General features: G+C 59.6%; 12 protein-coding genes. All 12 read left to right on the top strand.

Going from position 1 to position 20,412, the window contains the following annotated elements:
- Positions 1–171: 171 nt before the first annotated feature.
- The 12 genes from AC1A0G_RS09490 (at position 172) to AC1A0G_RS09435 (ending at position 20,347) form a co-directional block, all read left to right on the top strand.
- Positions 172–1,002 carry a hypothetical protein gene (locus tag AC1A0G_RS09490; protein WP_476529237.1) on the top strand — a complete coding sequence of 277 codons (831 nt, stop codon included), beginning with the start codon at positions 172–174 and terminating at the stop codon, positions 1,000–1,002.
- A 5-nt stretch (positions 1,003–1,007) separates the two neighbouring features.
- A complete protein-coding gene (locus AC1A0G_RS09485) occupies positions 1,008–1,376 on the top strand; it encodes a hypothetical protein (protein WP_476529235.1) in 369 nt (122 codons plus the stop codon).
- A 158-nt stretch (positions 1,377–1,534) separates the two neighbouring features.
- On the top strand, positions 1,535–2,029 hold the full coding sequence (locus AC1A0G_RS09480; RefSeq protein WP_476529233.1) for a DpnI domain-containing protein: 495 nt from the start codon (positions 1,535–1,537) through the stop codon (positions 2,027–2,029).
- A gap of 98 nt (positions 2,030–2,127) precedes the next feature.
- Complete coding sequence (locus AC1A0G_RS09475; protein WP_476529231.1) at positions 2,128–2,907, top strand: hypothetical protein; 780 nt, start codon at positions 2,128–2,130, stop codon at positions 2,905–2,907.
- A 19-nt stretch (positions 2,908–2,926) separates the two neighbouring features.
- Complete coding sequence (locus AC1A0G_RS09470; protein WP_476529229.1) at positions 2,927–3,838, top strand: hypothetical protein; 912 nt, start codon at positions 2,927–2,929, stop codon at positions 3,836–3,838.
- Between the two features lie 49 nt (positions 3,839–3,887).
- On the top strand, positions 3,888–4,730 hold the full coding sequence (locus tag AC1A0G_RS09465) for an ImmA/IrrE family metallo-endopeptidase (protein WP_476529227.1): 843 nt from the start codon (positions 3,888–3,890) through the stop codon (positions 4,728–4,730).
- Positions 4,731–4,761: 31 nt separating this feature from the next.
- Positions 4,762–7,971, top strand: coding sequence for a DISARM system SNF2-like helicase DrmD (gene drmD / locus AC1A0G_RS09460; protein WP_476529225.1), 3,210 nt, complete (start codon positions 4,762–4,764; stop codon positions 7,969–7,971).
- Positions 7,971–12,113, top strand: a complete 4,143-nt coding sequence (locus AC1A0G_RS09455; protein WP_476529223.1) for an Eco57I restriction-modification methylase domain-containing protein — start codon at positions 7,971–7,973, stop codon at positions 12,111–12,113. The genes drmD and AC1A0G_RS09455 overlap by 1 nt, the downstream gene beginning before the upstream one ends.
- A gap of 14 nt (positions 12,114–12,127) precedes the next feature.
- A complete protein-coding gene (drmA, locus tag AC1A0G_RS09450) occupies positions 12,128–15,886 on the top strand; it encodes a DISARM system helicase DrmA (RefSeq protein WP_476529221.1) in 3,759 nt (1,252 codons plus the stop codon).
- A gap of 2 nt (positions 15,887–15,888) precedes the next feature.
- Positions 15,889–17,943: a DrmB family protein gene (drmB, locus tag AC1A0G_RS09445; protein WP_476529219.1), complete on the top strand. Its 2,055-nt coding sequence runs from the start codon at positions 15,889–15,891 to the stop codon at positions 17,941–17,943.
- Between the two features lie 2 nt (positions 17,944–17,945).
- Positions 17,946–18,704, top strand: a complete 759-nt coding sequence (gene drmC / locus AC1A0G_RS09440; RefSeq protein WP_476529218.1) for a DISARM system phospholipase D-like protein DrmC — start codon at positions 17,946–17,948, stop codon at positions 18,702–18,704.
- A gap of 53 nt (positions 18,705–18,757) precedes the next feature.
- Positions 18,758–20,347, top strand: coding sequence for a UvrD-helicase domain-containing protein (locus AC1A0G_RS09435; protein WP_476529216.1), 1,590 nt, complete (start codon positions 18,758–18,760; stop codon positions 20,345–20,347).
- Positions 20,348–20,412: the final 65 nt, after the last annotated feature.

Below are 20,412 nucleotides of genomic sequence, written 5' to 3'. Positions count from 1 at the left end.
GTTGTTGGAGCTCATGGTGATAGTGCGTGAAATCTGCTGAGATCAAGGGGCGTGGTTAACGCAATATGCCGCTTTTTTCGCCATATGCATCCTTAGTCGATGAATGTGTCCGGTACATATTAATGCCGGTATCCGCCGGCCGAGAAAACAGGAATCGCTAAGGAGATTCTGATGAACCAGAACGGAGACATCATTGCCGATACCCCTTGCAGTGCGCAGGGACTGATCTGGGTGGACGACACGACCTTAGCGGGATACCCGTCGCGTTTGCAGAAGCAGTTCGATCGGATCGGCAGGATCATGCCGAAGTTCACAATCCGACCGTTCGCCCCGTTTCAGAACCGCGCTCGCGACCAGTGGGGTGTGCCCTGCGATTGCCGGCTGATCGAACATAAATGGGATGATTCGGCGGATATGGTCCGCGACCAACGGTGGGGATCGGGCAACGGATGGGCGTTCGACATCAGCGGGTTGCGGCGCTGCGCTCCATGCAACAATCATTGCCTCGCTGACCTGTTCCTGCGCTATACGGTTTTGGATGACGGGCGGATCGTTCCCGATTGGGACGCGTCGCACCAGTATTTCTCCGCGATGAGGCTTGACGACCTCGAGTCACGCAACATGCTGGCCAAGCCGCGCGGCCGGCGCGAGAAGGGCGTTGTCGCTTTGGTGGAGGAGCGTTCCGGCTTGGTGCTGCCGTTGCCGTCCGGCTGTGTGGTGTCGTGGATGTATTTCGGAGATGGCTCCGGCGTGGAGATCGCCGTGTACGACGGCATCGCCATGCGCGACCGTATGAACCGGTACCCCGAATACTTCGATACGGAGGTTGTGCTCAACGAGGATGACGTCGAACGGGATATCGCCGGCTGCCTGGATGTGATCGAAAAACTGGAACAGGGTTTCTTCACACAGGATGATCTGCTGAACAACATGCCGCGATACCCGTTCGCACAGTCTCATGGTGGCAATGGCGGCAATACCAATCTCAAGGAAAGGAACTGACTGATATGGCTATGGCATCAACGGCGACGATCGAACGTGTCCAGACGTCGCTGTCCGTCGAGGACTGGGAGCAGATCGAGGACGATTTCGACGACATCATCCACGGCGGCTATTTCGATGAAGGCGGCGATGGTCCGCACGATGAGTTTTGCCAGTTCTACATCGGCGAATGTGATCAGATCGCACGTTTCTGGCTGGTCACGTCGGGGAACGGAGAGAAGCGGTTCTACTGCCCGAAGCATTTCGCGCTCGTCCTGCACGACATCGTCGACGCAATGGCTCACAGCACCTACTTCGCTGCGCAGCAGACCCCTGCGCAGCGTCGTGATGTATTCCACACGTTCCTCATCGAATGGGGTCGATTCGGCTTCTGAACCCCGCCGCGACACGCCGAACAAACCGTTGGAATGACGTGGTTTTCTTTGTGTGAATGTGCGGGAAGCCGTGATTGTCCGGTTAAAGAAAGTGTAAAGGAACAAACGATTCTTTACCAGACGGGTAAAAGAATCCTGAGTGAAACGAGGTACAACAAATGTCATCTGACAAGAAAGCATTCGGCACTGCAGGAGAACTGCTGATCGCGAAGCACATCCCTTGTCCGAAGTGCAAGACCGGAAAACTGTGCCTATTACGGCAGAACTTCAAGTGCGTGGACGTCATCTGCGACTTCTGCGGATTCCTTGCTCAGGTGAAGAGCAAGCGCGTGCAGGAACTGCCGGATCATTTTGACGGGACGATTCCGGGCGCCGCATGGGGGCCGCAGAAGGAACGGATGGACGCTGGCATCTATTTCAGCCTGTACATTGTTCTGGCGGATGCCGATGACAATGCGAAAATCTTCTTCCTTCCCCAAGAGATGCAGACACGGGAGATGTTCCAGCCGAGAGAACCGCTGGGCCCGGATGCCAAACGAGCGGGCTGGCAAGGCTTCAGCATCGTGTGCAGCAAAGCCTTGGCCGCCCCGATTCCTCTGCGCATCGATGAAGAAAGCGTCTTTCATCTGGAGTACGAACGCAACGATAAGTGATTGCTCCCGCACTGTAGACGCCGGCCTGCTTGGCTTGCCTCGGTTCCGCTGAACTCGGTAGTAGACTGAAAAGCGATTGCCGTTCAGCGGGAGGGATTATGACAGCGAAGTACAACAGGGAAGCTCTCGACAATCGCAATTACTGGGCACTGTATGAACTCCTAGAGAGCTACTTTTCCCGGCAGTTGCAGAAGTATCCTGCAGTTGCTTCTCGATATGGAAACAATGCAGACAGATGGGCTTTCACCTTTATCTTCAGCAACACGAAGGAAAAGATGGAATCCTTGGTCGATGGCATTCCCGATGTCGTTTCCACATATAATCCCAAACTCGATGAGCTCTTCGATTCATGCGAAACCGATGAGGAATTCGAGAGGAATGTGTTGGGGTCGGCGAAACAGTGGTTCGGCAATTTGTTCGACCAAACTGAATTCGGTCGAATAAGACGTGTCGTCGAAAAGGATATGGAGAATCATAAGGAAGAGTTCGCCAAGGTGCCGGAAACCAACCTGTGGCATCTGCTGACCTGTTCTTCTATTCGCTCCGACCTCACGGAAGAGGAACTGCGTCCGACCGCACGGCGTCACAAGACGCTCATCAAGTGGCCTGAAGATCGGAAATATGACGAATTCCGACAGGGGAAGCGATCGTACATGCCCCAATTAGCGCGAGCTCCGATGGTTGCCTGTCTGCATGATATTCTGCAAACCGCGCAGGGAGCGGTGGAGATCAATGTTCTGACGCGGCTTATCGTCGGATTGCACCCGTACATGGTCCAGGATGGTTCGGATGTCAACGTTCAGGAAATGGACGATGTGGACTGGAGCCAGGAAGGCATCATGTCCGGCGAACGCGGAACCACCAGTTATACCTACTAATCGACGTGGAAGGTGAATCATGGTAGAACACACTCATGATACGAAGAAGCACCGGTTTGCGCTTCCCGCAGTCGAGATCCCGAGCGAGGTCATTCGTTTGGAAGATCCGAAGCACATTGCAGAGCGACTGCAGCAGCCGGTGGCGGCTGGGCAGCTGTGGATGGCGAAGACCGATGCCGGCGCCCAGTATGTGCTGGTCAGCGGTGTGAGCGATGATGCGCGCATCATCACGGTGATCCCGATGAGCAACAATACGGCTGTGCGAACCGAAGGCTCGCTGATAGTTCAGCGCACTCCGTTGGGTCGGCCTATGGTCGCGTGGCCTGAACTGGCAGCCGAAGTGCCGGTTCGCATACTGTTCAAGCCGCTGGACGAGTTTGAGAAGGCCGTGGCCGACGCGCTGGCCAGCGACCGTGACGACAAATCGCTTGGCGTGGAACGTGCGACTGCGCCGGAGGATCCGATGACATCCGCGGAACGGGAGATCGTCGAAGTCCGCCGTCACATGGAAGCTTGGCACGCCATGTGCGCGCAGCTGCCGAAGCTGCACTCGGACGAGGAACGTTCGTCGACGACGCCCGCGCGTGCCTTGTATGTTCGCTCTTTGGTGGAGGTGCTGGGACTGTCGTTCGAGGATGCCGCCGCCGTTGTTGATGGCAATCTTGCCCTAAACCCTGAGCAGGAACAGCAGCTGGCGGACGCCGGCGTGCATACGGAACAGTTCCGTTCGCGTTCGTTCCATTTGCCGAAGGATCTGTTGATCGAAATCGAGCAGCCGGCATATCGGCAGATGGCGCAACAGTATTCGGTCGGTCGTGATGGTGATCCGCGCATCAACTTGGCCAAGGACGCGTTCGTTCTGGCTGCTCGCAAAAGCGGGTACGGTCGGGATTCCTGGCGCGGATTGATCAAGAAGGTCGCGCAAGACTGACCGGCCGACGAAACTACATTCGTGTCACCTTATTGAGGAGTAACGGGTCATGCAGGAATCCACATATCAATGGGTCGTTGAGCAAGTCGAGGGAATGCTCGCAACGGCTATGCGAATGCATCAGGACTTCCAGGACGACTGCCTGCATGACCCGTTCCGTATTCCGCGTCATTGGGATGACCGAGTGATAGTTCGCCGGAACAAACAGAATTCAGATGAAGCCGCGAGCACGGACGATAATGACAATACCGGCCCGGCAGGCTTCTGCGTATGCTCCGAGCAGTCTGGCGGCCGGTACCTGTTGGTGGTGAACGAGTGCGGATACCCGCCACGCGATTACTTCACGCTGCTCCACGAATTAGGTCATTACTTGCAGCATACGGACCTCGATCTGTGGATGCGCCTGTACGTCTTTGACGACAAGGTGACGGCCAAGGAAGCCGAGGAAACGGCATGTAACCTTTTCGCTTCCAAAGCCTTGATGCCGGATTACCTGATTGACCGAGTGAGGGAGAACAGCTGGAAAGCTGACGTGGCAGCGAAGCTGTATCAGTTGGTCCGTGCGTCACGCCCAGCAGTCGTGAGAAGAATCGCACCGCTTCTACCACCCGGAGCGTGGCTGACGATGGTGGATCGGGAGCAGGATGAGATGAAGGTTCGTGCATATTCGAATTGGTCTCAGGAGTATGGGGATCTGTTGGATGTGGAACGACTGGCATTGCGGCGGTTCCGTAAGGGGCATACCGGCAATTCCGGTATCGCGGAGCAGACCTTCACCGATGTGTCCGGTAAGGATAGGCAGGGACGATACACGATCAGTGTGGCGCTGTCCCCAAGCAGCACGCAGCAGCCGTTCTGGTTCATTCTCGGTCAGCGTCAACCGGGTGAATGAGGACAGAAGCGAGTAGGAAACGGAGAGGAATATGGCAGTGGCAGACACCGATATGCGGCAGACACAGACGATGCCCGCGTTGCCGGAAGTTGGCAATATCGTTGAGGTGCGTGGTGCCACGTGGGCGGTTACGGATGTGACCGAGCAGGGGTTGTCCCGTAGCCCTGCGGACGAGTCGCGTGGTGGCCGTCAGCATGTCGTGTCGTTGCAGTCCTTGGAAGAGGATCGCATGGGCGAGGAACTGTCGGTGATCTGGGAGCTGGAATGCGGTCAGACCGTGGTCCCGAGCCGTGGCTTGCCTGATGTGATCAGTGTTGATTCGTTCGACGATCCGAATCGTTTGGGTGCGTTCGTGGATGCGATGCGGTGGGGTTCGGTGACCAGTGCGGACGACAAAAAGTTTGAGGCGCCGTTCCGTACCGGTGCGAATCTGGAGCCGTACCAGTTGGAGCCGTTGCGTCGTGCGATCGCTGCTCCGCGTACGAACCTGCTGCTGGCCGATGACGTCGGCTTGGGTAAGACGATCGAGGCCGGCATGGTGATTCAGGAGCTGTTGCTGCGGCATCGTGCCCGTACGGTGATCATTGTGTGCCCGCCGTCGTTGTGCCTGAAGTGGCAGGAGGAGATGCGTGAGAAGTTTGGCTTGGACTTCGTCATCGTCAACTCCGAGGCGTTGGCTGATGCGCGTCGCCAGTATGGGTTGGGATCGAATCCGTTCCGCCTGTTCCCGCGCGTGATCGTGTCGATGGCATGGGTGCCGTCGATTCGCGCGCAGCGTCTGTTCGAGGAGGTGTATGCGGATGCGGGGCGTGTGAACAGCGCCCGCAGGTATTCGTTCGATTTGCTGGTCGTCGACGAGGCGCATCACGTCGCGCCGGCCGCTCCGAACATGACGGGCAAGGCGCGTGGCTATGCGGTGGATTCCAAGCGTACGGAGACCGTGCGCCGTCTGGCCGAGCATTGCGAGCATCGCCTGTTCCTGTCCGCAACCCCGCACAACGGGTATTCGGAATCGTTCACCGCGTTGCTGGAGATGGTGGATTCCCGTCGTTTCACCCGTGGCGCGGGCATTGACGAGAAGGCGTTGGACGAGGTGACCGTGCGCCGGTTGAAGACGCAGATCAGCGATCTGAACTTCAAGGCGCGCAAGATCGAGACCATTCCGTTCACACCGACCGAACTTGAGGAAGAGCACTACCAGCTGCTGGACGATATTCTCGAGACCACGAGAAAGGAACAGCAGGGGAAGCGTTCGCTTGGCGTGACGGCGTTGCTGTTCAAGAAGCGTCTGCTGTCGAGCCCGTGGGCGTTCGCGGTCACGTTGGGTCGTTTCATGGATGAGCCTGATTCCGATGATTGGGATCCGTTCGATGACGGCTATTACGCAGAGGTCATGGGTTCCGGCCAGTCGGATGAGGAGGAAGGGCTCGAGGACCAGCCCGAGTTTGAGGCGTTGCGCAAGGGCAAGGCGGATAATCCGCTTGAGGCCGCGAAGGAAGGCCAGTTGGACGAGTTGTCTTCGTGGGCGCGCGGGTTTGAGGGCAAGCCGAACTCGCGGTTGCAGGCGTTGATCGACTGGCTGGATTCGGTCTGCCGTCCGGATGGTCGCAAGCAGTGGAACGACGAGCGTGTGGTCGTGTTCACTGAGTATGCGGATACATTGGACTGGATGCAGATGGTGCTCGAGTCGCGTGGTTATTCCGCGGATCGTCTGGCGGTCATCAACGGCGCCACATCCGCGGAGGACCGCGAACGCATCCGAGCCCAGTTCAACGCGGATCCCAAGAAGGAGCCGATTCGCGTGCTGCTGGCCACCGATGCGGCCGGCGAGGGCATTGATCTGCAGACGTATTGCCATCGTCTGGTGAACTTCGATGTGCCGTTCAACCCGTCCAGGCTTGAGCAGCGCATCGGACGCATCGACCGGTACGGCCAGACGCAGACGCCGGAGATCTACTATTTCCGCCCGGAGAACACGAAGAGCGCGTTGTATAACGGCGATGTGGAGTTCATGCAGCGTCTCGCGCAGAAGGTCTCCATCGAAATGCAGGATTTGGGCACCGTGAACCCGTTGGTCGACCGTGAGATCGCGGACCGGTTCCTGCACACGAAGAACGCGGTGAAGGCGTCTGCGAACGATGAGCTGGCGCGGCGGGCGAATGATGCGATCAACCGCACGCTTGCGGGCAGCATGGAACTGAACCAGCAGCTCACCCATCTCGCGCAGGAGTATGACGCGAGCAAAAGGGCGATGCACCTGTCGCCCGAAGCCGAGTTACGCGTGGCCGACACTGCACTGGAACTGACGAACCAGCCGCAGCTGATCCCGGTCGAGCATGACGGTCAGCCGGAGGAGGGCGTGTTCCGTCTACCGGATCTCAACCGCAGCTGGCAGCCGATTGCCGAAGGATTGCGCACGCTGCTCGATCCGACGGTGATCCGTCCGATCACGTTCGACCCGGATATCGCCAAGCGGTATCCCGATGTGGCGTATGAGCATCTGGGCAGCGAGCTGATGTCCAAGGCCGCCCGCGTGCTGCGCGGCAACCTGTACGGTCAGGAGTCGAAGCTGCATCGCGTCACGGCGGTCGTCGTGCCGGATCTGGAATACACATGCGCGGCGGCCGTGTCCCGCATGGTGCTGGTCGGCCGTGGCGGCTTGCGCGTGCATGAGGAGGTGTTCGTCACGGGTCTGCGGTTCGGCGCGCAGAACATGGCCGGCGACAAAGCACAGGATCTGCTCGCCACCGCGCTCGATGCGTCTCATCGGCTCGAGATCGCCGATCCGGCGGTATTGGAGCATCTGAGTGAGGCGTGGATGGCCAATAACGGTCGTCTGCGCACGCGTCTTGAGGATGCCGTCAACCGTCAGGCCGAAACGTTGCAGCAGCGCAGCGCTACGAACCTGGAGGCGCGGCGTGACGCCGACCTGAACCGTGCCAAGGGCATTTTCGAGCAGTTCCGCGAGAATCTGCGTGACTCGCTCAAACAGTTGCGCGATCAGGATGAGGAACAGCAGGGGCAGCTGATGCTTGATCTGCTCAGCGATGATGAGAAGCGCCAGCGTCAGCGCGATATCCGCAAGATGGAGGATCGTCTCGATTCGCTGGATGAGGAAGAGCAGCGGGAGCTTGACATGATCCGCACCCGGTATATGGATGTCAAGCCATACACGTCGATCGCGGCGCTGGTATTCGCCGTCAGCGAGCAGGACGCACGCATGTGGGAGGAGGACCGCTAATGGCCGCAACACGACGCACCGCTCGGAAAGGTCGCAGGGGCGCAGACCAGATGAGCGCGGCGCAGATGCATCGCAACTGGCTGCAACTGGTCACGACCGATGGACCGTTCCTGGCCATTCCGCCGCTCAAGAAGGCATGGCCTCAAGGCATGCCTTCGATCCGCCAGCGTCAGGACGGTGGTGCCGTTCTGGCCGAATTGCGCGATCGCAAGACAAAGTTCGAGAAGACGTGGGACGACTGGTACCGTTCGCTCGCGAAGGACGACCCGCAGTCTCGCGAGAACTGGTTGAATAGGTATCGGGAGCAGCGAGATGAATGGGTGGAGTTCGTGCTGCGCGACATGCTCGAATGGGAGCACACGTATGTTCCGTTGTCCGCTGGTTCCGCGGATGCGGCGGCCTACCGCGTCACGTCGCCGAACGAAGCCATTCAGGTGGAGCCGACCGGCATGATGCGGTTGGGTGACCGCGTCGGCGCGCTGGTGCTGACGGTCGATCCGGTGCAGGGCACGTTGAGCGACGATCTTGGCGACGGTTGGTCGGCCAACGCGCTCGACCGTATGGAGAACATGCTGCGCGTCGAGGATTCGGCCTGTTCGATCGGCGTGGTGACCGACGGCCGCTGGTGGGCGATCGTGAGCGCCCCGAAGAGCGGGTCGGCGGCATGGGGACAGTTCGACTCGCAGATGTGGATCGACACCCCGGCCGTGCGCGACGCGTTCGCGGCGCTGTTGGATGTCCGCCGGCTGCTGACCGGCGCGGAGGAGAACCTTCTGCCTGTCCTGTTCGCCAAATCGGTGACCGCCGCCGAGGAAGTGACCGATGCTCTGGGCAGCCAGGTGCGTCAGGCGGTGGAATTGGTGATCGCCGCGTTCAGCGAGGCATCTGCACGCGCCCGCGAAGACGGCTTGCCTGACCCCCTACCTGAGGACGGCGAGGAGATCTATGAGGCGACCGTCACGATGATGATGCGCGTCGTGTTCCTTCTGTTCGCGCAGGAACGCGGTCTGCTGCCGCAAAGCCAATTGTTCGAGAGCGGGTACGGTCTGGCCGGCGTGCTTGACCAATTGGATGACCGTGCGCGTGTGGACGGCGAGGAGTCGATGGACGGCACGAGCATGGTCTGGCATCGTTTGCTCGCCACCTCGCAGGCCCTGTACTATGGCGCAACGTTCGAGGACATGCGACTGCCCGCCTATGGCGGTTCCGTGTTCGATCCGGAACGACACCCGTTCCTGACCGCGATCAACGAGCGTGGCGAACTGGCATTGAGCGTGCCCGATCGTGTCATGTACCACGTGCTGCGAGCCGTGCAGATCGCCAACGTGAACGGAGAGGCCCGTCGTATCTCCTTCCGCGACATCGACGTGGAACAGATCGGTTACATCTACGAGGGCCTGCTCGGCTACACCTGCCGGCGCAGCGACGATACCGTGCTCGGCCTGAACGGCACGATCGGTTCGGAACCGGAAATGCCGCTCGCAACCCTCGAACAGCTCACCGCGGACCTCACGGCATCCGATGCCAAGGGCGGCAAACGCGCCGCCGCCATCGCCGCTTGGATGAAGGACAATGCCACCGCGTCCAAGGCTCCGACAACCAGCGCGATGGCCAAGATGATCGCCGGCAAGGAACCGGACGACGGCGAACGCGCATTGCTGTCCGTCACCCATGACGTCGCACTGCAGGATCGGCTGCGCCCGTGGCTGGGCCTGATCCGCCGCGACCTGCGCGGCAAGCCCGTCGTGTTCCTCAAGGGCGACCTGTACGTGACCGAAACCCCGTCGCGCAAGAACGCCGGCGCCCACTACACGCCCAAGACCCTGGCCGAGGACGTGGTGCGCTACGCGCTCGAACCGCTCGTCTACAAGCCCGGACCATACCAGACCAACGACCGCGACAAGTGGAAGCCCATCTCATCCGACGACCTGCTTGACCTGCATGTGGCCGACATCGCGTGCGGTTCCGGCGCGTTCCTCGTGGCCGCCGGCCGATACTTGGCCGACCGGCTCGTCGAGGCATGGCGCCGCGAGGGCACGACGCCGGACGGCACGTCGGAACAGGTGCGCAACAAGGCCATGCGTCAGGTCGTAGCCAAATGCCTGTACGGCGCGGACATCAACGAGATGGCCGTCGAGATGTGCAAGCTGTCGCTCTGGCTCGTCTCGCTCGACCCGCACCTGCCATTCAGCTTCGTGGACAACAAGATCTTCCACGGCAACTCGCTGCTCGGCGTGACCAACCTCGCGCAGGTCAAGACCATGCGCATCGACGCCAAGCCACAGCATGCACAGGGTAGCCTGTTCCTCGACATCGCCGGTGGCGATATGGTCGAGGCGGTGGACGTGGACGGCATCCTGCGCAAGGTACGACGACTGCGCGACCAGCTGTCCGACGAGATCAACAACGATGATCCGCAACGATCCGCCAATGCGAAGCGCAGGCAGATGCATGCGATCGCGGAGGCCTTGGCCCAGGTGCGGCTGATCGCCGACGGCGTGATCGCCGCCGGACTGCAGGTTGGCGGCAAACCCGGCAAGCAGCTGGACGAAGCCTACGACAATCTCGCCGTGGCGGCCGGCCGCGCGTTCCCCGCACACGGCGAAGCCGACGACGCCATGCTGCGCAGCATCGTCAAGCGCGGACTCACACCCACCGTGCCGACCGACTACGAGCAATGGCAGTGCCTGCACTGGCCACTCGAAATCCCCGAAGTCATGGAAAACGGCGGTTTCGACGCCATCATCGGCAACCCGCCATTCTTGGGTGGGCAGAAACTCACCGGCGCAATGGGCGAGAACATGCGCGAATGGTACGTGAACGTGCTCGCCGGCGGGAACCGCGGCAGCGCCGACCTGTGCGCATATTTCTATCTTCGGGCGCTTGATCTGTTGCGCAAGGGTGGCACGTTCGGCCTTTTGGCTACGAATACCATTGCACAGGGCAGTACTCGTGAAGTCGGCCTCGACCAAATGGTTGAACGCGGGTTCACCATCACCCGAGCCATCCAATCGCAATCATGGACCGTTGCTAGCGCTAATGTGGAATATGCCGTGGTATGGGGGCCCAAAGGCAACGTGGATGACGCAATCATGAAGGACTGCGATGGCGTGAAAGTTAACCGTATTTCCACATTGCTGGAGCCAGAAGGGCGGGCAGGTGGAGCGCCGCAGACATTGACAGAAAATCTGGGTATTGCATTCCAAGGATGCATTGTGCTCGGCCAGGGATTCGTTATTGCGCCGGAAACCGCACAGCGGTGGATTGCTGATGATCCGAAGAACAAGGACGTGCTCTTCCCCTACCTCAACGGAGACAACCTGAACAAGAACCCGGATTGCTCCGCGTCACGTTGGGTCATTGACTTCAATGATTGGCCGGAGGACAAGGCACGGAACTATCAGATGCCATATCAGCATATTCTGGAATTAGTAAAACCTGAGCGCCAACGAAAGAAGTCTGACGGCTCATACCAGTTGCGTAAGCCGTTACCTCAAAGATGGTGGCAGTATGGTGAAAAGCGTCCCGCCATGCGCAAAGCGATTAAACCGTTTGGCGAAGTGATGGTTATCGCTCTTGTCAGCAAGAGCTTAATGCCGATGCGAGTTCCTACAGGAACGGTGTTTAGTCATGCGTTGGGTGTTTTCGCGACTGACAGTTATGCCATCCAAGCGGTACTTTCGTCGTCTCTGCATCAGATGTGGGCAATTAACCGTGGATCTGCTATGCGTGGAGACCCACGATATACGCCGTCGGATGTATTCGAGACACTGCCACGTCCCGAATCGAATCTTGATCTCGAAGCCATTGGCAAGACGCTCGACACCGAGCGCCGCGAGATCATGCTGCGTCGTAACCTCGGGCTGACCGACCTGTACAACCTCGTCAACGATCCCGATCTTGCCGATTCGTCGGATGCGGACGTGGCTCGTCTGCGCGAGATCCACAAGACGCTCGACGAGACGGTTATGGCCGCCTACGGGTGGAGTGACGTGCCGCTCAGGCACGGCTTCCACACGTACCGCAAGATGACCCGTTGGACGGTATGCCCCGAAGCCCGCGTCGAGATCCTCGACCGTCTCCTCGAAGAAAACCACCGTCGCTACGCACTGGAAACCAAATCCGACCAGCAGGCCAAATAACAGGAGGAACTGTGATGGCAGACACCACCCAACCGAAACAGTCAAGACCGGCGAAGATGTACGAGCTGCATTACCCGCTTAACGGCAAGTCCTACACGGTGCGCGAGAACCTGCAAGACATTCTCGAGCGCGAACTCCTCGGCCCGTCCGACGGTGAGGATGAGCTGATGGACGTCTCCCCGAAGATGAAGTACATCCTCGGTCGCATCGCGCCGACGCGTATTCGCCCGGACAACGGCGACCCGGATCATAAGAGCGGACTGCCGTACCTCGACGCCGTCGCCGACGACGATGACGAAGAGGACGACGACTCCGAAGACGTGGAAAGCGGCGGCTCCGAGAACCAAGACGAACCGCAGCGCCGTGGCCTCATGATCCCCTCTTCGATGGGCTTGCGGTTCCAAGTGCCCGACGATCTGGAAACGGTCACCGTGCACTGCTCGTGGGGCGTCTACAACTCCGAAAAAACCGGTGAGGAAACCGAAGCCGGCAAGGAGATCCGCAAGTTCCGCCGCACGCCGATGCACTATCCGGTGACCATCCGTCTTGCCGAACTGCGCGAGGGACAGACCAAGTCGATCAAGGTGACCTCGTCCGACGCCGATTCGGTTGTACTGCGCGTCGATGTGTACAACGAACCGGACCGGCATCGCCGACTCATCGAAATCGCATTGTGCAACGACGAGGAGACCGAGCGGAACATCCCGGTCTCCAAATGGCTGTTCCAGACCAAGCTCGAAGTGGACGCCGGCGGCCAAGCCGTGTTCCTGCCCGTGCACGACTGGATGGAGGACACCTCCTTCGAGGACGAGACGGACGTGGAGGAGCAGCGGCTGCACCTGCAATACCGCAACAAGCTGGAATTCGCCATCGGTCGTACCTGCTCCGCGGACTGGAACGTTTCCCCTGACCATCCGCGTCGCGCAGTCACCGTGCGCACCACATGGCTGCCGGTAGCGGATATTCCGCAGACCAAGGCCGAAACCGTTCCGGGCACGATTCTCGACATGACCGAACTCGCGACCGCCGACGCCGAAACCGTGCGCAACGGTCTGCGGCCCATCGCCGACGGGTACGCGGTATGGCTGAACGAACAGCAGCAGATCGCCGATCGGCTGCCCGAACACCTGCGCGATACCGCCGATGAGGTCATCGCGGAAGCCTGGCAGGTGCAGCGCCAGCTTGCCGACGGCATCGAGTTCCTCACCCACGACGAGGAGGCATTGCGCTGCTTCCACTTCATGAACAAGGTGATGGCCGACCAGCGCGTGCATACGCAGATCGCCGCCAGACGCGCGAACAACAGCAAACTGTCGATGGCCGAGGCCGAGCAAGAAGTCGAAGCATCGCCGTTCCCGCATCATTGGCGTGTGTTCCAGATCGCGTTCATCCTCATGCAGGTGCACGCGCTCAGTGACCCGTCGCTGAAGGTCCGTTCCGATCCGGAATGGTCGATGGCCAAGGCACAGCTGCTGTTCTTCCCGACCGGCGGCGGCAAGACCGAGGCCTACCTTGGTTTGGCCGCCTACGCGTTCGCCGTTCGCCGTCGTCGGGGCATCATCGACAGCCCCGACGGCAAACTGAACGGCAACGAGGGCGTGACCGTGCTTATGCGCTACACGCTGCGACTGCTCACCTCGCAGCAGTTCCAGCGTGCGTCGGCGCTCGTGTGCGCCGCCGAGCTGGAGCGCCGCCGGAACCCGGAGATCTGGGGTGACGAGCCGTTCCGCATCGGCCTATGGGTCGGCACCAACGTGACGCCGAAGCGCGTCAAGGAAGCGGATAAGGAAATCAAGCAGCTGAACGATCGCGGCGCGGATAAGAACCCCAGTGTGCTGCAGATCATGAACTGCCCGTGGTGCGGCAGCTCTCTGGCAGGGTATCCGCCAAAGGTTGATACGACGATTGGGCGAGTGTTCGTGCGTTGCTCCGACACGATGGGCCAGTGCCCGTTTGCCGAGGGTGGTTTAGTCGAAGAAGGCATCCCCGTGCTCACCACGGATGAGGAGATCTACCGGCTGGTGCCCTCCTTCGTGATCGCCACGGTCGATAAGTTCGCCCGTCTCGCGCGCGAAAGCGCCGCCTCCGCCTTGTTCGGCTATGTCGGGCGCAAATGCGACCGGCACGGTTATGTGCCGCAATTCGGCGCCGACGGCAGTGCCGACTACGCGGAATGTTCGGTCAAGGACGGCCATCCGAGAACAAAGGACGGGTATCCGAAGGCGCTCGTGCATCCCGCGATGCGGCTGCGCCCGCCGGATCTCATCATTCAGGACGAGCTGCATCTGATCACAGGCTCGCTCGGCACCACGGTCGGCCTGTTCGAGGCCGGGATTGACGTCATGTCCACGTGGAAGGACGCCCAAGGGCATGTCATCCGCCCGATGATCGTGGCTTCCTCGGCCACCGTGCGCAAGGCCGCCGACCAGATCAAGAACCTGTACGCCCGCGGCACCACCATGTTCCCGCCGCAGGTGCTTGACGCTTCCGACACGTTCTTCTCCAAGGAAGTACCGGTATCGGCCGAGCATCCCGGTCGTCGGTACATCGGCATCTCCGCCACGGGCGTGCGCCTGAGCAACGCGGAAATCCATACGGCCACGACCCTGCTCAAGGGCGCACAGCGGCTCATGGACGATCCCGACGGCGGCAACGCCGCCGACCCGTACATGACCTTGGTCGGATACTTCTCCACCACCCGTGAACTGGCCGGCATGGCACGATTCATGCAGGACGACATCAGCACCCGAGTGCGCAGCTACCGTCTTGGCAGCCTGCTTCCTCTGCGCCGTGGTGCCCGAGGCAATATGCTGAACGTAGGCGAGCTGACGTCGCGTATCGCGTCCTCCGACATCGTGGGAACGCTGAACGCCATGAATATCAGGTTCGACCGTAGATACGAATCGACTGAGGCGTGGGCGCGCAACAGCGAGTTGCAGCATCAGGGCAAAAAGCCGCTATACCGTCCGGGCGAATTTCCGTTCGATGCCGTGCTCGCCACGTCGATGCTGCAGGTCGGCGTCGATGTGCCGCGACTGGGCCTGATGATGATCGTGGGCCAGCCGAAGAACACGGCCGAATACATTCAGGCTTCCTCCCGAGTCGGGCGTGACGCCAATCGCCCCGGTCTGGTCGTGACGCTCGGCAATTGGGCACGTCCACGTGACCTGGCCCATTTCGAGCAGTTCCGCGCCTACCACGATTCGTTCTACGCACGCGTCGAGCCGCTGTCCGTCACGCCGTTCTCGATCACCTCGCTGGAGCGCGGCATCGAAGGACTGCTGGTCAGCGCGGCCCGAGTCCTGCAGGCGAACGTCCAAGACGGCCTGTCTCCCGAGCACAACGCCGGCGAAGTCGACGGGCAGCAATCGTTCCTCGAATATCTCGTCAAGGCACTTGAGGAACGCATTCAGTATGCGGCCCGCGATAACAACCGGGCGCGCTACGCGGCCGAACTGTTGAACAACCGACTCACTACATGGCGGGAACTTGCTAAAACGGCGCGCGGCAAGGGGCGCACGCTCGTCTACGAGCGAGTTCCCGAGGGAAACGACACGCTCATGCCCCTGATGTGCTCTGCCGAAGAGCTGAGCGATCCGACGCAGGCCGATACGAGAGGCAAGTTCGTGGTCGCCAATTCCATGCGCGAAGTGCAGCCGGAGATCAACATTCTGGTCTCTCCTCTGCCCGAGAAACTCGGCCGCGTCGACAAGGGTGGAGAACTGCCGTGGCAATCCCAAGATTCCGATGACGATAACGAACAGAAGGCCTGATCATGAGTGACGACAACAACCTGTTTTATGACGAGGAAGCCATCGTCGATCCGCTCGGCGACGATGAGGAGCAGGACAGCCAGCAAAAGAATAAGAACTATGCCAAAGTGGGGTCTTCCCGTTGCTCCACATTGCTGTACACCTACGGACCGGGAGCCATCATGGACCTGCCGCATTTCACGGTTATGCCTATGGGGCTGGAAGCCTGGGAACGTGTATGGGACAATGCCAATTTCAACATTCCGGATATTCACGCGCCGCGGCTGCTGGAAAGCGTGCGAATCATGCTCGGCCGTCAGGTGCAGGAATTGCGTCCGTTCCCGCGTGAATCGACACCTTCCGGAGTCCCTTCGCAGGAGGGTGGAAGACTTGGCGTGCCGGCTCGTGTATTCCCGCAATGGCTGCGATGCACCGGCTGCAACAAGTTGGCTCCGGTCGCGGATTTTGCGAACGGCTATCGCAACGTCAACCGTTACCGTCCCGATCAGGCGCAGTTCATGCACCGCGATTGCAAGGGGAAAAAAGGCAATGGCAAGAAAACCGCCCGCCCGTGCATTCCTGCCAGATATCTACTGGTATGCCCAAACGGCCATGTAGATGAATTCCCTTATGACTGGTGGGTGCATTATGGCGAGGACTGTACAGCTGCTGCATGCCCGGATCTACGCATGACCGAAGGCGCCAGCGGCGGCACCATGATCGAGTGCGTAAGCTGCGGCAAGCACCGTTCCATGAGCGAAGCGCAGGGGCCGGAAGGGCAGAAGAAACTGCCGAAATGCCGCGGCCGGTTCCCGCATCTCAACTCGTATGATGAGCACGGCTGCAATCAGCAGGTTCGCCTGATGCTGATCGGCGCGTCCAACTTGTGGTTCCCGGTGACGCAAAGCATCGTAGACATGCCGCGACTCGATGAAGCCAAGGAACGACAAGACCTCTATGAGGAACTAACCAAACTGCTTTACGAGAGCGGTAATGCGTGGATGTTGGAAGACAATGATTATGACAGTATTTTCAAAACCATCTCGCACCATCCTAGAGCGGGTGCTCATCTCAAAAATTCGATAACATCTCCTGTTGAGCTGCAATCCCTGATTTATCAAGCAAGCAAAGATGAGGAGAACAAAGAAAAGGAACTACAGGAACGGCGGAAGAACTGGGATCCGTCCGATCTTCTGGTGCCTGAATGGAAGTTCCTGCAGCGTGATCTTTCCCGAGACGGATACACCGATCCGGTCAGCAAACTCACCGTCCATCATGAGGACGTTGCCGCGTCTGTGTCCGATGCGGGTATCTCCCGTATTCTCGGCGTCGACAAACTGCGCAAGGTCAACGCGCTGCTCGGCTTCACTCGTATCGATGATTTCGAGCGCGCCAACGATGTCGGTCATCGACTCGTCGGACTCAAACACGACAAGCCGGATTGGATCCCCGCCACCGAAGATCTCGGCGAAGGCGTCTTCATCCAATTGGACGAGGAGAAAGTCGCCCAGTGGGAGCAGCACGTGCTGGCCAGCGATTTGTGGGAAGCGCATCGTCAGGCGCATCGTCGTAACTTCAACAACCGCTTCTCCGAAACAGCGAAGGACATCGACCCGGACGATCGCTTGCCCAAGCCGCGCTACTGGCTGGTGCACACGTTGTCTCACGCGCTCATCAAAACGATGGCCATGTCAGCCGGGTACGGCATCCCCAGCCTGAACGAGCGCATCTACGCGTGGCCGGCCAAGGATGATCGACCGGCCGCGGCCGGTGTGCTAATCGCCACCACGGCATCCGATTCGGACGGCACGCTCGGCGGTCTGGTCAGCCTCGCGGAACCGGACAGTTTCGAGCGTATCTTCAACGAGACCCTGCAGGAGATCCGCCGCTGCTCTTCGGACCCGGTGTGCGCGCAACGCGTGCCGAAAGATCCCGAGGACTTCCTGCATGGCGCGGCCTGCCACTGCTGCTGCATGCTGTCGGAAACATCCTGCGAACGGGCAAACCGTTTCCTTGACCGGCGATTCCTTGTACCGCTGCCGGGCGAGTATGCCGATCTTGCGTTCTTCGGAGACTGACGATGGACGAACAGCGGCAGAACGCGCTCGTGGCCTTGGGAGCATATCTGACCGGCATCGAAGCGGGGGAGATGGCCAGCCGGCTTGAAGCCGGCGAGACGATCACCCAAGCGCTCGGTGCCGTGCAACCATCCCGCAGGAAACATATCCGAGAACTGTTCAAGATCGCGGGATACGGCATCGCCGGCGACGAACAACGGCAGTTGACCGTCGCCGGCCTGCGCGGCATCCAAGGCGCACATTCCGATATCTCCAGAGTCTCTCCTGTCTGGACCGCTCCGCACCTGCTGGCCAACGTCGGCGACCTCAACCTGTCGCGCAACCGACTGGTACAGGACGCCCGTGTTTCCGTCGTCTGCTCGACATACAACTTCCAAGAATCATCGGAACTGTGGAAGGCGTTGACGGACTTGGCAGAGGCGCATCCCGAGGTCGCCATCCGGATTTACGTCGACGCTTCCGCAAACGACGGGAAGACCACCGGCGGCAGCAGGAGCTTGGAGCCGGAAGACATCGCACGTGGTCTTCCTCGGGCAGCCGTATTTCGCACCAAGGAATATGCGGAAGGCAAATGCTACCGCAACCATGCCAAATTCCTCTCCATCGACCATCAGCTGCTGCTGGTCACCAGCGCGAACTTCTCGTACAGCGCCGAGAACCTCAACATCGAACTCGGCCTGAAAGTCGAAGACCGGAATCTGGCGGAACTGGTCGAGAACGAAATGCGTCGGCTTGAATCACATGTCTACGAACAGATATGAGCTGCCCGGCGCCGCACGTGTAGCGGTACGCACATAAGAGAAAGTGAAATACCATGCCAACCACAAACAGCGCTCCCGTGACGATTGTGCTGTACCTCAATGCGGTCGCGGAACTGAACAACTTCCAGAAGAGCACGCAAAAGGCATTCCGTGAATTCGTCCAGCAGCTCCGTGAGAATCCCGCACTGCCGCGACTGCACGTTGAGCCGCTGAAGAACACCAAAGATCGGGAGATCCGGTCCATCCGAATCAACAACCAAGGCTGCCGGGCCATCGTGGCCAAGGAGACCAAAACCAACACCTATACGATTCTGCATCTCAACGAGGTGCATGATGATGCCTACGAGTGGGTGAAACGTCATCGCATTACCACGGACATGCTCACCAACACCATTCGTTTGGAAGATACGCCCGACCCGGCCCAGCTGGCACAGCTGCTGTCCGGCGTATCGGGAGATGAGCCGCACACGGACCCGTTCGCATCGTTCAGCGACGATGATCTGACCGGGTTCGGCGTGCCTTCCGATGGCATATTCGTATTGCGAGGGGCGCCTTCGGTGCAAGCCGCAGGTACGATGGCCCATCTGTTGCCTTCTCAAGCTCGTTCATGCATTGAACTTGCCCTCGAAGGGTTCGGAAAGGACGAGATCGACATCGCGCTTGCCGATGAACGCAAACAGAGCACGTCGTATGGCTTTGCGCAGACCGAATCCTCGCAGCAGTTCATCGATGCGGCCGGCGACGATCAAGCCGAACGGGATATGCGCACGATGCTTACGTCGAACGGCACGCAGCAGCAGTTCATGGTGATCAATGATGACGACGATCTCGAACGACTGATGAATGCGCCGCTGGCGCAATGGCGCGTGTTCCTGCACCCGACGCAACGTTCGATCGTCAATGGCGATTATTCCGGTCCCGCACGAGTCACGGGAGGTGCGGGCACCGGCAAAACCGTAGTCGTCATGCACCGCGCACGTCGTCTGGCGCAGAGTCTTATCAAGCAAGGCAGCGATCGCAAGGTGCTGTTGACCACGTTCACCACCAATCTGGCCGACGACATCCTCAACAATATGAAACTGCTGTGCACCAAGGAGGAATTGTCGCACATCGAGGTCGTCAATCTTGACCAATGGCTGTTTTCGTTCCTGCATGACAATACGAAATACAGCATTCAGTACAAGAAGACCGGCAATCTATGGCTTCGGGCCAAGTCGGTTGCATCGGACCAGTCGGTACGGGCGTTGACTGCTGACTTTTTCGCGCAGGAATGGGAACAGGTGATACTTGCGAACGATATCAATGGACTGAACGAGTATCTTGAGATTCCCCGCCGAGGACGTGGGGAACGCCTCACCAAGGCGCAACGCGAGCAAGTCTGGGCAGTGGTGGAACGGTACCGTCAGCTTATGGCCGAGCGTAAGGAGTACGACCGTGCGTACGCGATGCATCTTGCGGCCAAACTGCTTGATGGTCCGTATTCGGATCGCAAATTCGCGTTCGTGGTCGTCGACGAGGGGCAGGATTTCAACGCGCCGGCATACCGTCTGCTGCGCAGCATGGTCGATCATCATGCCAACGATATCTGGCGCTTGTGTTGTTTTCGTGGGTGTGGGTTCGTCGTTGAGCCGTTGAGGGAGTAAGAGAAGAGCGCTTCCTGGGTAGGATGTTTTCGACCAAGATAAACAAACAACCAAAAAGCGCCTGA

It is taken from the genome of Bifidobacterium sp. LH_230 (assembly GCF_056357555.1).
This window is presented reverse-complemented; position numbering and strand designations above follow the sequence as displayed.

Coding starts and splice junctions, on each gene's coding strand:
- AC1A0G_RS09490 (WP_476529237.1), top strand. CDS start 172: ATGAACCAGAACGGAGACATCATTGCCGATACCCCTTGCAGTGCGCAG.
- AC1A0G_RS09485 (WP_476529235.1), top strand. CDS start 1,008: ATGGCTATGGCATCAACGGCGACGATCGAACGTGTCCAGACGTCGCTG.
- AC1A0G_RS09480 (WP_476529233.1), top strand. CDS start 1,535: ATGTCATCTGACAAGAAAGCATTCGGCACTGCAGGAGAACTGCTGATC.
- AC1A0G_RS09475 (WP_476529231.1), top strand. CDS start 2,128: ATGACAGCGAAGTACAACAGGGAAGCTCTCGACAATCGCAATTACTGG.
- AC1A0G_RS09470 (WP_476529229.1), top strand. CDS start 2,927: ATGGTAGAACACACTCATGATACGAAGAAGCACCGGTTTGCGCTTCCC.
- AC1A0G_RS09465 (WP_476529227.1), top strand. CDS start 3,888: ATGCAGGAATCCACATATCAATGGGTCGTTGAGCAAGTCGAGGGAATG.
- drmD (WP_476529225.1), top strand. CDS start 4,762: ATGGCAGTGGCAGACACCGATATGCGGCAGACACAGACGATGCCCGCG.
- AC1A0G_RS09455 (WP_476529223.1), top strand. CDS start 7,971: ATGGCCGCAACACGACGCACCGCTCGGAAAGGTCGCAGGGGCGCAGAC.
- drmA (WP_476529221.1), top strand. CDS start 12,128: ATGGCAGACACCACCCAACCGAAACAGTCAAGACCGGCGAAGATGTAC.
- drmB (WP_476529219.1), top strand. CDS start 15,889: ATGAGTGACGACAACAACCTGTTTTATGACGAGGAAGCCATCGTCGAT.
- drmC (WP_476529218.1), top strand. CDS start 17,946: ATGGACGAACAGCGGCAGAACGCGCTCGTGGCCTTGGGAGCATATCTG.
- AC1A0G_RS09435 (WP_476529216.1), top strand. CDS start 18,758: ATGCCAACCACAAACAGCGCTCCCGTGACGATTGTGCTGTACCTCAAT.